The following is a 15,077-nucleotide window of genomic DNA, read 5'->3' as shown; positions in this document are numbered from 1 at the left end:
GGGGCATTTGCTAGGATGGGCACAGGAGTGCCTCAAGTTTGATTTCGCTGTCTTTCCTGCTGAAAGTCCGCTCCTGACGACGGGCGGCCTTCTGCTGTCGGCGACGAGAGGGGAGTGCGGGCTATGGGATTCCTCAAGTCAGTGCGGCCGTGGCATCTCGGCCTGTGCTTCATCCACCTGTGGATCTACTGCTCGACGCATCGATTCGTGCTCAACGGCGACGTCTCGACGATGGTCGTCATGTACGCCGTGCTGTCCGTCGCGCTCGTCGCGCTGTTCGCGTGGGTGCGCCATGCGACGCGCGGCGCCGGCGCTACCGACGCCTTCCCCGCGCCGTGGTTGGCGAACGTGCTCGACGCTGTGTCGGCCGTTCTCATGGCTGTGTCGGCCGTGCTGCTGTGCCTGCCGCTGCCCCTGCCCGACGCGGCCGTTGCCGTCGTCGCCTCTACCGCGGGCGGCTTGGGCGTCGGCTGGGCCTACGCGCGCTGGTGCGTCCTGTACGCTCGCCTCGACGTGCGCTGCGCAGCGCCGCTCATCTTTCTGACGATGGCCGTCGGCTCGGCCATCAAGGCCGTCGTTGACGTGCTGCCGCCCGTGCCTGCCGCCGTCGTGCTGGCCCTGGCCCCGTTTGCGACGTTCGTCTGCCTGCGCCGCGCGCAGCTCGCCATGCCCGAGGCCCCCGAGCCCATCCGCTACTACAACAACCGCACGATCGGCTCGCTGGCGCGCCTCGCCGGCGGCATCGCGGTGTTCAGCCTCACGACGGGCGTCGTCCAGTCGCTGTTTCTCGACACGACGCCGCCCTCGCTTGCGCCGATCCTCGTCCACCACGGCAGCGAGGTCGTGCTTGCGCTCATCATGCTCGTGTGGGTGGGCGTGGCGGGGCGCGGCCTGGACTTCAGCCGCACGTGGCGCCTCATCCTCGTGCTCATGGGCACGGCGCTCATATTCGAGTCGCACCTGAGCGGCGAGGCCGTCATGTACCTGCTGTCGCTCGTTCGCACGGCACAGACGTTCCTCATCGTCTTCCTGTTCCTGGCGCTGGCTGACGTTGCGCGGCACAGCCCGTACCACCCGATGATGGTGTTCGCGCTGGGATGGACGGCCTACTCGCTGCCGTTCATGATCGGCAAGGCCGCGGGCGACGCGCTTGTGGGCTTTGGACCCGACGCCGCGCTCGTGACGTCGCTCATCGTGTGGGCGCTCGTCATCGTCATGATGTTCGTGCTCGACGACGCGTCCATGGGCAACCGACTCATCTTTGCCGAGCTCAACGAGGCGGGCGAGGGCGAGGCCGACCAGGACTCGCCGGCGCGTCGCATCGGCGAGCTGCAGCGCGAGCTGGGGGAGCACGATGCGGCGAGCCAGCAGGGCGCCGCCGACCCGCTGAGCGACCGGTGCGCGCGGCTGTCCGAGGAGTACGGCCTCACGCCGCGCGAGCGCGAGATCCTCGAGATGCTCGTGCGCGGCCGCAGCAAGGTGCACATCGCCGAGACGTTCCTGATCTCGGAGAACACGGTGCGCGGCCACGTGAAGCACATCTACGCGAAGCTCGATGTCCACGGCAAGCAGGAGCTGCTCGACCGCGTCGAGGCCGTGCAGATGTAGGGGGACGCTCGACCTCGGCTTTGCTGCCGAGAGCGCCAACCCTTACCCTCACCGTAAAGTATCACGTATACGTTTATACTCAGCCTAGGTTCTGCTGTACTGAGCTGCAGGGTCTGGGCTTTTGCGCTGCTTTCGGTATCAACCTCCGTTTGAATAACGAGACAGTCGAGAAATTATGCCCATCTGTCAACCAGTTGGTTGAATGCTGACATTTTTGCAGGTCAGTTGTGATGTCGAGCGCTCTCGTCATGGCATGACACGGCGTATGCCGTTGGGGCGAAGCCCCTGCTTTCGAAGGAGGCCATCCGCTTTCTATATGGCCATCTACCTGCAGTTTCTCTATTGAACTGCAGAAAATCCTCCTGTTTTCATGACGATGTGCGCCAAACCTGGCACACACGTGGCGTAACCAGTCGGCTTTTCTTTGGTGTAGTAAACTGCGCACACTGCACCGTTAACTCACGTTGACATACGCCGCCTAACCACACCACCGTCAACGTCTTGCGCACTGCGCCCACGCAAACGGCCCGTCGAAGACGGCTCGGACATCGTGAGGCTGACAGTGCCCGGACATGCATTGCGTACAAGCAGCGCACAAGCGCCGTGGTGAGAGGAAGGAAGGCCGTCATGGGGGAGACGAAAATAGTGCGGGGGGGGGCGTTTCCAGGAGCCCTCGGGTAGGTCAGCAGATCCTTTCGTTCTTCTTGAGCGCCGTCCTGGTGTTCCAGAACCTGACGTGCTGGGCTACGCCGGCGTGGGCCAGCGAGCTTGCTCAGGGAGAGCCCGCGCCGATCGAGGAGGTTGTGCCCGCCGAGCCTGAAAGCGTGGAGGACGCTGCCGTTCCGGCGGACGACGGCCTGCAGGGGACGTCCCCCGATCCCGAGTCCGAGGTGCCTGCGACGGAAGGCCCCGCTTCCGAGCCCGAGTCTCCGGTGGTCGGCGATCCGGCGACCGAGGGCGACGACGCGGCGGCCGATGGGTCGGCGCCTGACGCTGGCGACGAAACGCCGATCCCCGACGGAGATGGCGCGGGCGACGCGGGTACGGGCGACCCCTCCAATGGCGGCGATGACCCGGCCGATGGGACGGGCGACGATCCCTCAACCTCTCCTGAAGATTCATCCTCTAACGATGCTGGCTCGACGGACGAGCCCCCGGCGGACGACGCGGGTGCGGGCGACATGCCGGGCGACTCCGAGCCGGCGCAGGGCGACGCTCCCTCTGCCGATGCCTCCGGTGCGACGCCCGACGCTGACGGCGTGCAAAACCCTTCCGCTGACTCGATCGCGAATGACGCCAATGCCGACGCTGACGCCGCCGAAAGCGAGTACAACCCCAACGCCGAGCCGCGCGTCCTGGGCGACGGTGCCACGAGCTCCATCGACGTGGGCCTCTGGCAGGACGAGGGCCACACGACCCCGGTGACTCAGGGCACCCCTATCGACATCAACAAGTCCTACTACGGCAACCTCAATATCGAGTTCTCCGATGCCGAGAAGCCCACGCTCGAGAGCCCGAACATCCAGTACAACATTCCCAACGAAACCGTTGCCAAAGCTCAGAACGGCGTGCTCTATGACGATGGCCACAACAAGGCGGGTACCTGGGAGGTGTCCAACGACCGCATTATCTTGAAATATGACGAGGCATGGCTTAGGAGCAACCCCTCCGATATCAAGGCGTTCGTGAACTTCGAGTTCGATTTCAACAAGGACACCATCGACAAGCCCGGCGATCACGAGATCGTGTTCCCGGACACGGGCGAGACCACCACTATCACTATCAAGGACGGTGACGTCACTGGCGGCAAGTGGGGCAACTTCGATGCAGAAACCGGTGTCATCACCTATAACATCAATCTGACCGTGCCCGAACCCGGCTCGCGTGACGTAGTGGTGAAGGACCACCTGGGCGACAACGTGAGCTTTGTAGATGGCACCTTCAAGCTCAACAACGCCGCACTCGGCGACGGCCAGTCCGTGACCGTCGACGGGCAGGACGCGACCATCAAGCTAGGAGATCTTGAGCCCGGTCAGTACACCCTCACGTACCAGGGCAAGATCTCCGAGGACGCGCTCGCAAAGCTTCAGAACGGGCAGAAGCTCGAGGGCGTGAACAACAGCGCCGAATGGACGTGGAGCGGTTCCACAGAGCCCGGCAAGGGCACGTATACGCCCGACATCAGCTACAACATGGTCACGAAGGGCAACGGCCAGACGCAGGAGGACGGCACCGTCAAGTGGACGGTGCAGATCAACACGGGCTCGCTCAAGGCGGACATGGGCGGCTACGTGTTCAAGGACACGCTGCCCGAGGGCATGAGCTACACCGGTAGCTACGAGATCAAGGACGCCAACTGGCAGCAGATCGGCTCGGGCAACATCGACGCAAACGCGGACAGCTTCACCTACACCTTCCCGGCAGACGCCGGCAAGAAGATGTACGTCATCGAGTACACGACCAAACTTGATGACCCGAGCGCAACCGGTCCCTTCACCAACACGGCCAAGGTCACGCCTCCCGACCCCAGCAAGGGCCCCGAGGGCTCCGGCTCGGGCAGCTACGTGGGCCCTGGTGACCAGACAATCTACGTTGCCAAGGAGCTCAAGGAGAACAACGCCGTCAAGGACGGCACCGTGACGTGGGTCTCCACAATCAAGACGTCGCTCATGGATCCCGCTACCGACCCCACTACGGTGAAGTTCGTAGACAGGATGTACCCCGCTACGAACATCTGGTTCAAGGAGGGCTCTGAGCCCGTCGTGACAATCGACGGAAACACCCTCACAAAGGGCGTGGACTACGATCTCTCGTGGATGCAGTACAACGGTCACAAGGGCACCATGACCATCACGCTCAAGGCGTCCGATGCCGTGAAGGCTGCCATGGGCTCCAAGGATATCCAGGTCACCTATGACACGCAGTCAACGGGTTGGGGCACGTTCGATAACACGTCGACGGTGACCTATCGCAACCGCGAGACCAATGCAAAGGCAAGCTACACCGTTGACAAGAATGCCGGCCTGGAGAAGAACGCCCAGTCGATGGTATGGGACCCCACCTTTGACTGGAGCAAGGTAGACGGCTCCTCCGACCGAGGTGCCTGGGTCGCCACGTGGCAGGTCAAGGCGAACTGGCCCAACGAGGGCACGAACGAGTGGTACAACAACATGGGAAGGGTTGACCTGGACGGGAAGCCTATCGTTGTTGTCGACCAGATTCCCGCCGGGATGAGCTTTGTCCCTGACTCTGCCTGGTACGATGCGACTTCGGGCAATAATTACATCTGGGGCCAAACCTCGATGGTTTCCCACGGCACCCCCCAGATGGAGCAGGGCGACGGAACCGTGACGTTTACCATGCCCACCGAGCCCGTAAGGCAGGCGGATGGTTCCTGCAAGGTGCGGGCCACCCTCACGTATCAGACGGCCGCCAAGGCGTCCGCCGTGCCCTCCGGCTCCGAGCAGACGTTCACGAACAACGCACACGGCGGTTCGGGCAGCCTCGACTTCGGCGACGCTTCGGCGACGGTCTCCGGCAAGAGCGAGATCATCACCAAGGACAGCACGCGCGAGGGCCTGTCCGATCGCTCGCATGTGGGCTACACCATCAAGGTGAACCAGAGCGGCTCCGATCTCATCCCCGGCTCTGACACTGTCGAGCTCTCCGACGTGCTCGACTACCGTTCTTCGCTCATTCCTTCGTCTTTGAAGATCACCGACTCCAACACGGGCAACACGGTCATCGCGCCTGTTAAGGTAGAGAACGTTACAGACGACCAGGGCAACAGCACGGTCAGGCTGACCATCACCGTGCCGGACTCCCGTGCCATCACGGTCTTCTATGAGGTCAAGCCTGTGGGCAACAAGGGCGAGACCATTACGCTTTCCAACACGGCCGAGCTGAGCGGCGTGGAGGGTGGCTCTTCCACCGATCAGGGCAGCTGGGAGGTCGTCGACTCGAGCGCCGGCACCGAGGGTGCGCCAGGCACGTTCACCGTTACGAAGAACGACTCGGCCGACCTGAACCGCACGCTTGCGGGCGCGACGTTCGAGCTCTGGAAAGTTAACGTCGACCAGCTTGCCGAGGGGGCCAACACCGAGGAGCAGATCCGCGCCGTCTCCGAGAAGGTAACCGAGGCGGCGACGGACACCTCAGGTTACGTGACGTTTGGCGGCTCGGACCATGCGCTCGAGACGGACGTCGTCTACTTCTTCCAGGAGACAAAGGCGCCTGACGGTTACGAGCTCAACCCGACAGTCCACTACGTGATGCTGCGCGGCACGGACGACGCCGTCTATGAGGCGGCACTTGCCAAGGCGAAAGCCCGCGGCATCGCGCCGAGCGCCGCGACGTCCTACAACGTCTACGACGAGAAGATCCCGGAGAAGGCAACGGCGAGTGCGACGCTGGGCAAGCAGCTCGTGGGCCGTGACTGGCAGGACGGCGAGTTGTTCTCGTTCGCGCTGGCTGCGAAGGCCGACGGCAGCACGGTGAGCGCCGACGAGCTGAGCGCCGCCATGCCCAAGGACGCGGACGGCAATGCCAAGACGTCCTGGACGGTCGGCAAGCCCGCCTCGGGTGCCATCGCGAGCCTCAACGTGGGAGACTTCACGTTCACCAAGCCGGGCACGTATGTGTACGAGCTAAGGGAGGACAAGGCCGGCCAGACTGAGGACCACCTCACTTACAGTGACAAGACGGCGACCCTCACGTTCACGGTGACGCGTGGCGCCGACCAGACGCTGACGGCCAAGGCCTCCGTGACGGGTCTCGACAACGTTGATGGCGTGCAGACGTTCAAGAACGAGTACAAGCCCGAGCCCACCTCCGTCGCGCTCAGCGTGAGCAAGGCGCTGGAGGGCATTGAGTGGGGCGAGCTGCCCGAGGGCGCCGCATTCAGCTCGGACCTCGTGGCCGTGTCTCCCACCCAGGACGCCCCGATGCCGGAGGGCACGCAAACCAGCACGAGCGGCAGCCGGATCAAGACCGTCGAACTGACAGACGATGCCCACGAGACCGTTCCTTTCGGGGACATCTCGTACACCGAGGCTGGCACGTACCACTACCAGATCGTCGAGCAGGATGACGTCGGTACTGACGCCGCCATCCCGGGCATGGACTATTCGCAAGGCCGCTACGACGTGACGGTTGAGGTTGTGGACAAGGGCGGTAAGCTCGAGGCTACGCCCACCATCACGCGCGTGTTCGACAGGGATCATGGCCAGGTGAGTGACAGCGAGGGCGTCAACGGCACTACGGTGACGTTTACCAACGAGTACTCCGAGAAGACCACCAGCCTTGCGCTGGAGGCGCTGAAGAAGTACACGGACACCACCGGTACCAAGCCGCTGCAGCAGCAAGGCTTCACCTTCACGCTGACCGCGCGGGACGATGCGCCCATGCCCGCCTCGGCGAAAGACGGCAGCGTTACTGCGGGCACGCAGTCTACGGGCGCCATCCAGTTCCCGGCTATCGAGTACAACGACGTGGACCACGCAGGCAAGACCTACACGTACACTCTCAGGGAGAACGTGCCGACTGGCGCCGCGGACAACGGCAACGGCACGGCGACGCTCAACGGCATGACGTATGACCTGGTCGAATATGTGATCAAGGTCGCGGTCACCCAGAATGCGGACGGCACCATCAAGGCCACGCCGAGCTATTTCCTGAGCGACGGCACGACGCCTGTGCCTGCTGACGAGCTCACCTCTGGCGTGCTCACGTTCTCGAACGAATACAAGCCGACGCCGGCCTCCCTCGACGTAACTGGCAGCAAGACGCTCGTTGGCCGCGACCTCAACGACCGCGAGTCCGTCACGTTCACGCTGCGCGCCGCGCAGGATGGCTCGGCTGGGGCCAGGGCGGCTGCGGCTGGGCTTGCTGACGACTCCATCGTGTTCGGTAGTGACACAGCTGCCGACAGCATGACGCAGACGCTCCATAGCCTCAAGAATGGCGAGGCTGCGACCTTCTTCTTCGAGGGCCTCACCTTCACCAAGCCTGGCGACTTCAAGTTCACCGTGCTTGAGTCCGACGTGAACGCCAACGGCGTCACGCAGGACACGCACCACGCCTACGTGAACGTGCACGTTGAGGACAAGGGCGATGGCTCGCTCGAGGCCACCGCCACGTACGACAACAGCAGGGCAGCAAACGCAGCCGACAAGGGTGTGAAGGACAAGGCCTCGTTCACCAACACGTATGCGGCGACCGGCTACGTGTACTTTGCGGCTAGCAAGACGCTGGTGGCGGACTCTGGTGTGACGGCGCCTGCTCTGAAGCCCGGTCAGTTCACGTTCAACGTGTACCGCGGTACCGACACGACGGCTGAGCCCGTCGAGACAGGCCTGACCAACGGCGCCAACGGCGTGATCACCACGAAGCGCATCGGCTACTCTGTGCTGCCGGCGACGGATCAGGATACCGGCCTGGTGGGCACGGGCGCCAACGCTCCGCGTTCCCTGCCGTGGCTCGTAGACAAGGGCTACGCCACACCGACCGTGCAGGATGGCCACCGCGCCTGGCAGCTCACCTACACGATGGCCGAGGTCGGACCTGACGGCAAGACGCTGGTGGGCGAGGGCAACAACGAGAAAGACGGCATCACCTACGACGCGCATCACGTCACGTTCACGGTGACCGTGGTGGACGACGGCTTCGGTAACCTCTACACGATGTATGGTACGAACCGCGCGGATGGCGACGGCACGGTGAGCACCGGCACGTTCACGAACACGTATAAGGTGGTTCCTGCCACGGCGAGTGTCAGTGCGCAGAAGGTTTTGGCGGGCGAGGGTTTCGACTGGGACAGCGTCGCCGCCTCTGGCAAGTCGTTCACCTTCCGTCTGGAGGCTGTCGGTGGAACGCTGACTGCCGGTGGCTCTACCGTTGCCAAGGCTAACGTGCCGATGCCGGAGGGCACTGCGAACGGCGTGCTCGACAAGGCCGTCTCGACCGGCGATACGTTCAACTTCGGCGGGATGACCTACGACAAGGCGGGTGTCTACAACTACACGGTCTCCGAGATCACGCCGACGAACGACGCCGACACGATTCCGGGCCTTGTCTATTCCAATGCGCTGTATGACGTGCGTGTGACTGTCACGGACAACGGCGCGGGCACGCTCTCTGCTACGACGGAGGTCGCCCTCAAGGAGACCGATGAAGGCACGACCGTGGGCGACGACCAGCTTGACTGGAAGCAGGACGGCACCGCCACCATCACCAACACGTACAACGAGAGCGAGGGCTTGTCCGGCCTGGTCGTGAACAAGAGCTATGACGACCAGTCGGACAGCAACCCGCTGACGGAGGGCAAGTTCTCCTTCACGCTGGAAGCCGCGGGCGGCCAGAAGGCTGACGGCAGCGCGATTGACGCTGCGGACGTCCCGATGCCCAACGGGCAGAAGGGCGGCTCGCTCACCCAGAAGGTCCAGAGCGATGCCAAGGCCACGTTCCCGAACATCACCTACGCGCTGAGCGAGGACGCCGGCAACACCTATATCTACAAGGTGAGCGAGGTCAAGGGCACCGAGGTCGGCATGACCTACGACGAGGCTATCTACACCGTCGAGGTCAAGGTGACGTCTAAGGTGTCGGGCGACAAGACCGTCCTCAACGTCAGCCACGTCATCAAGGACGCGTCCGGCAAGATCCTCAAGAACGCTGACGGCACGAACCTCCAGCAGCCGACGTTCGCGAACACGTACAAGGCGGATGGCGCCGAGGCCACGCTCAAGGCGCACAAGACGCTGAGCGGCCGTGACCTCAAGGCTGGCGAGTTCACGTTCGACCTGTATGAGGGCATGCAGTTCGGTAGCCCCGACGCCTCGAAGTTCCTGCAGTCCAAGACCAACGACGCCGACGGCAACGTGACGTTCGATTCGCTGGCGTACGAGAAGACGGGGGAGTACTGGTACACGCTTGCGGAGCGCGTTCCCGAGGACGCCGTAAACAACACGTACCAGGGCATTACCTATCAGAACGAGCTCGAGTTCGTCTGCGTGACGGTCGCGCTTGACAAGGCTACGGGCAAGCTCGTCGCCTCGGTCAAGGGCGTAAACTCCAACTCTGATACCGTGCAGTTTGCCAACAGCTATAACGCTGCCGGAAACGTGCTCCTGACGGCCAAGAAGGCGTACAACGGCGGCGCGATGCCTGCCGGCGATGACGCGTTCCAGTTCCAGCTGTTTGCTGGCGACAAGGCTGAGGGTACGCCGCTGCAGACCAAGACGGTGGGGGCCGACGGTGTCGTGAGCTTCGACCGGATCGCCTACACGTTAAGCCAGCTCACCGGCAAGGACGATAAGGGCAATGCCACCAAGACCTTCACCTACTCGGTGAAGGAAGTCGTACCCGAGGATGCAGCCCAAAACGAGGACGGCACCTATACCAAGAACGGCGTTACGTACTCAAACGAGGTCGCTGTCTACACGGTGAAGGTCACCGACAACGGCAAGGGTGGTCTCACCCGCGTGGTGACCGCCAAGGTTGGGGTCAAGGACATGACGTCAACTGACAGCAACGGCTATGCCCAGCCCGTTCTCACCAACAAGTATGAGGCGAAACCCGTCACAGATACGCTGACGGCCACCAAGTCCGTCACGAGCGACGGCGACGCCTACGAGCTCGAGGCGGGCCAGTTCTCCTTCACGCTTAAGAACACGACGGCTCCTACTGGCCAGAGCTTTGCGGACCAGACCAAGTCCAACGACGCGCAGGGCGCCATTGCCTTTGACGAGCTGACGTTCGGCGCCGAGGGCACCTATGTGTTCGAGCTCTCCGAGAACGATGTCGACCCGGAGAAGGCCCCGGGCGTCTCCAAGGACGGCGTGATCTACACCATCACCTACGAGGTCAAAGACGACGGCAAGGGCAACCTCTCTGTGGAATCCAAGACCGTCACGCCCTCCCAGGCCGACGGCGCACACCAAGAGCAAACGGGCACCGACGCCACGCCCACTTTCGTGAACGCCTACAAGCCTGGCGAGGCGACGTATGCGCTCGGCGGCACCAAGGTCATCGATAATGCTGCCGGTGACACGAGCCTACAGGCGGGTGAGCGCAGCTTCTCGTTTACGCTGACGGCGGGCGAAAACACTGCCGGCGTGGAGACGCCGATGCCCGAGGGCGCCGAGAACGGCAGCAAGACCGTGTCCAACAACGGCGCGACCTTTACCTTCGGCGAGATGACCTACACCAAGGAGGGCACGTACCACTACACCGTCACCGAGGTGGCTGGCGCCGACCCGGACATCACCTACAGCACCGTGACCTACGACGTCGCGGTCACCGTGACCGACGTCAAGGGCCAGTTGACCCCCTCTGCCACTTACACGATTGGCGACGAGGCTGCGGACGCCATCTCGTTCACCAACGTCTACAAGCCGACGTCCGTGACGGCAACGCTCAACGTCTATAAGACGCTTGACGGGCGTGACCTGTCCGCTGACGAGTTCACGTTCGACCTGTACGAGGGCGAACTGAGCGCGGATGACATTGCGGCGAGTGGCACGCATAAACCGCTTGCGACCGCTAAGAACGACGGGGACGGTAACGCCGCCTTCACGACGCCCGAGCTCAGCAAGGTCGGCAGCTACGACTACACGATTGTCGAGGAGCGCGCGGGCAGCACGGAGGCCGGTGTCACGTACGACCCCTCCGTGCATCACGTGCGTGTGACCGTGGGGGAGACCGAAGATCACAAGCTCGAAGTGACGTCCGTTAGCTACAACGGCGGCACGGAACTGCCTGTTACGTTTACCAACACCTACAAGGCCTCCGGCTCGCTGACGCTGGCGGGCACCAAGGCCATCGCCGGCCGTCCGTGGCAGGAGGGCGACAAGTTCACTTTCCAGGTGACCAATGCCAAGGGCGATGCCAGCACCGTTGTCGCTACGGGCACTGCGAGTGCGGCTGCCGGCACGGATGCCGTGTCCATCTCGTTCTCGGAGATCAACTACACGCTTGCCGGCGTGAAGGCTGATGCCGAAAACGGCCTGGCGATTGCCAACGAGGACGGTTCGTACACGTACACCTACACGGTTTCCGAGAGTGCGGAGGGCCTGCCTCGGGGCGTGACCCCCGCCGCGCCCAAGACCGTCACGGTGACCATTTCGGACAACGGTGACGGCACGCTTACGGTGACGCCGAACTACGGCGACAACGCGACGAGCGTGGGCTTCACCAACACGTACACCAATGAGGGCACGGCTTCCGTGAGCCTGAACGGCGCGAAGAGCCTCACGTCCAACGTGGGCTCCACCACCATCGCTGACCTCGCCGGGAAGTTCTCGTTCACGCTGAGCGGCTCCGACGGCGCGCCCATGCCAGAGGGCTCTGAGAACGGCGCAAAGACCGTCGCCAATGACGAGCAAGGCGCGGTGGACTTTGGCTCCATCACCTACAAGAAAGCCGACCTCGGCGACGCGATGTCCAAGACGTTCACGTACACGGTGACTGAGAATGGCTCGACCGACGGCAAGGACGGCATCACTAACGACCCCAAGGCCAGCAGGACTATCAAGGTCACGGTGAGCGACGACGGCAAGGGCGGCTTGACCGCCCAGACCGACCCCGAGGTTACGGGCGACATGCAGCTGTTCTCGTTTGCCAACACGTACAAGGCCACGCCTGCGAGTGCGGTGCTCGGGGCTACGAAGACGCTTTCGGGCCGCGACCTTGCTCAGGGCGAGTTCACGTTCGACCTCTACGAGGGCGAGCTTACGGCCGAGCAGATAGCGTCTGGCGAGCACGAGCCCATCGCCTCCGCTTCGAACGACGCAAGCGGTGCGGTGAGCTTCCCGGCTCAGGCTTACGAGGCCGAGGGCGAGCACGACTACACGATTGTCGAGCGTAAGGGCAACCTGGGCGGCGTTACGTATGACGACGCTGTTCACCATGCGCACGTGAGCGTTGCGGACAACCATGCGGGCGCTCTTGAGGCGACCGTGTCCTACGATGATGGCTCGACGCAGGCGCCGGCGTTCGCCAACACCTACGCTGCTTCTGGCTCGCTGACGCTGGCGGGCACCAAGGCCATCGCCGGCCGCCCGTGGCAGGAGGGCGACGAGTTCACGTTCGTCGTAACGAACGCCAACGACAAGAGCGACCCCAAGGCGGTCGTTTCTACGGGCACCGTGAAGGCGGATTCGGGCACGGATGCCCAGGCGTTCTCGTTTGGCGAGATCACCTACGATCTGGCCGGCTTGCAGGCTGCGGTCGAAGCCGGCCTTGCGACCAGGGTCGCCACGGCGGACAAGCCCACGTGGACGCTGCAGTACGATGTCACGGAGCAGGCTGACGGCCTGCCCTCCAACGTGACCGCCGCGCTCGCGCAGTGCATCACCGTGACGGTCATCGACAACGGTGACGGCACGCTCGGCGTCAGCGCGACCCAGGGCGACAAGGCCATCGGCACGGCTACGGCGCCGCTGGCGTTCACGAACACGTACACGAACAACGGGACGGCCCTGGTGAGCCTCTCGGGCACGAAGGTGCTGGAGGCGGACGATGGCACGAGCACGTCGCTCGCCGACCTGGCCGGGAAGTTCTCGTTCACGCTGAGCGGACTTGACGGCGCCCCGATGCCCGATGGCTCCGAGAACGGCACGAAGACGGTTGTGAGCAGCAGGGACGGCTCCATCGACTTCGGCACGATCACGTATGACAAGGCAGACCTGGGCGACGAGATGTCCCGGACGTTTGCGTACGCCGTGCACGAGGTTGTGCCTGACGACGCGGTGAACGCCGGCGGCGTGACATACGCCGAGGCTGATAACACCGTCCGGGCGAACGGCGGCTTTGCGAAGGACGGCGTGACCTATGACGGTGCCGAGAAGACTGTCAAGGTCACGGTGAGCGACGACGGCCAGGGTGGCCTGACGGTCGCGACCGATCCGAAGGCCACCGCCGGCATGCCGCTCTTCAGCTTCACGAACGGATATAAGGCGACGCCGACGGATGCCGAGCTCGGCGCGACGAAGACGCTGAGCGGTCGCGACCTCAGGGACGGCGAGTTTACGTTTGCGCTCTACAAGGGCAATCTTACGGCCGACCAGATAGCGACGGGTGAGGTCGAGCCCATCGCCATGGCCACGAACGGCGCGACGGGTTCCGTGAGCTTCGGTGCCCTGTCGTTCGACAAGGTGGGCGAGTACGAGTACACGATTGTTGAGCAGGCGGGTGAGCTGGGCGGTGTCTCGTACGATAGCTCCGTCCACCATGCCCAGGTTGTTGTGACGGACAACCACGATGGCACGCTGAGCGCTGCCGTGTCCTACGATGGCGCGGCCTCGACACCCGACCAGTCGAACCTGCCGGTGTTTGCCAATGGCTATGCGGCTCGTGGCTCGCTTGAGCTCGGCGGCACGAAGGAGATCGACAACGGCGACCACGGCACGACGCTCTCGCCCGTGACCGGCGCGTTCTCGTTCGAGCTGGCGGCGCTCTCCGGCACGCTGGCCGACGGCACGGAGCTGGTCCCGGCCGACGTCCCGATGCCCGAGGGCTCTACGACTGTTGACGGCACGCCCGCCAAAGTCGTGAGCAACAACGGCGCTGCATTCTCGTTTGGGGAGATCACATACAAGGCTGCCGGCACGTACGCGTATCGCGTGACCGAGCAGGTTCCGGTGACCGGCGCGGACGAGACCATCGCGTACAGTACGCTGACGTACACCGTGAGCGTGGGCGTCGTCGACAACGGCGACGGCACGCTGACTGCGACGCCGACGTACGCGGTTCAGGCGGCGCCCGACTTTGAGGTCGAGACTGCAGACGGTATCTCGTTCACGAATGCTTACACGCCGAAGGCCGTCGAGGCGCAGCTGAGTGCCCGCAAGGCGCTCGAGGGCCGCGACCTCGTGGCCGGGGAGTTCGCGTTCGACCTGTACGAGGGGACGCTCTCCGCGGGCCAGATCGCCTCGGGTGAGGCTGCGCCCCTGGCGAGCGCGTCGAACGGCGCGACGGGCTCGGTGAGCTTCGACGCCCTGTCGTTCGACAAGGTGGGCACGTACGAGTACACGATCGCCGAGCGCCCGGGCGAGCTGGGCGGCGTCTCGTACGACGGCTCCGTGCACCACGCGACGGTCACCGTGAGCGAGAGCGACGCCCACGAGCTCGTCGCGAGCGTCTCGTACGACGGCGCGGGCGACGTGCCTCCCACGTTCGCCAACGCCTACGACGCGTCCGGCTCGCTCGAGCTGCTCGGCTCCAAGGCTGTCGAGGGGCAGGGCTGGACGGCCGGCGCGACCTATGACTTCGTGATCGTCAACGCGGCCGACAAGGCGGCAAAGCCCGTGTCGACCGGCTCGGTGACGCCTTCGGGCGAGGCGGGCGGCAACCCCGCGGGCTTTGCGTTCGCTCCCATCGAGTACACGCTCGACGGCCTCGAGGCCGCGGCCGAGGCTGGCCTTGCGGAGGCCGGCACGAACGACGCCGGCCAGCGGACGTGGACGCTGCAC

At 64.0% G+C, this 15,077-nt stretch carries 2 protein-coding genes; both read left to right on the top strand.

The window, feature by feature from the left end; genetic code table 11:
* Positions 1–123 precede the first annotated feature (123 nt).
* Positions 124–1,608, top strand: a complete 1,485-nt coding sequence (locus KHZ24_10105; GenBank protein MBS5451538.1) for a helix-turn-helix transcriptional regulator — start codon at positions 124–126, stop codon at positions 1,606–1,608.
* A gap of 704 nt (positions 1,609–2,312) precedes the next feature.
* A partial coding sequence (locus tag KHZ24_10100; protein ID MBS5451537.1) for a hypothetical protein occupies positions 2,313–15,077 on the top strand: 12,765 nt, incomplete at its 3' end.

It is taken from the genome of Coriobacteriia bacterium (assembly GCA_018368455.1).
Lineage (GTDB): Bacteria > Actinomycetota > Coriobacteriia > Coriobacteriales > UMGS124 > JAGZEG01.
This window is presented reverse-complemented; position numbering and strand designations above follow the sequence as displayed.

Excerpts from the sequence above, each read along its gene's own strand:
- KHZ24_10105 (MBS5451538.1), top strand. The coding sequence starts at position 124 with ATGGGATTCCTCAAGTCAGTGCGGCCGTGGCATCTCGGCCTGTGCTTC.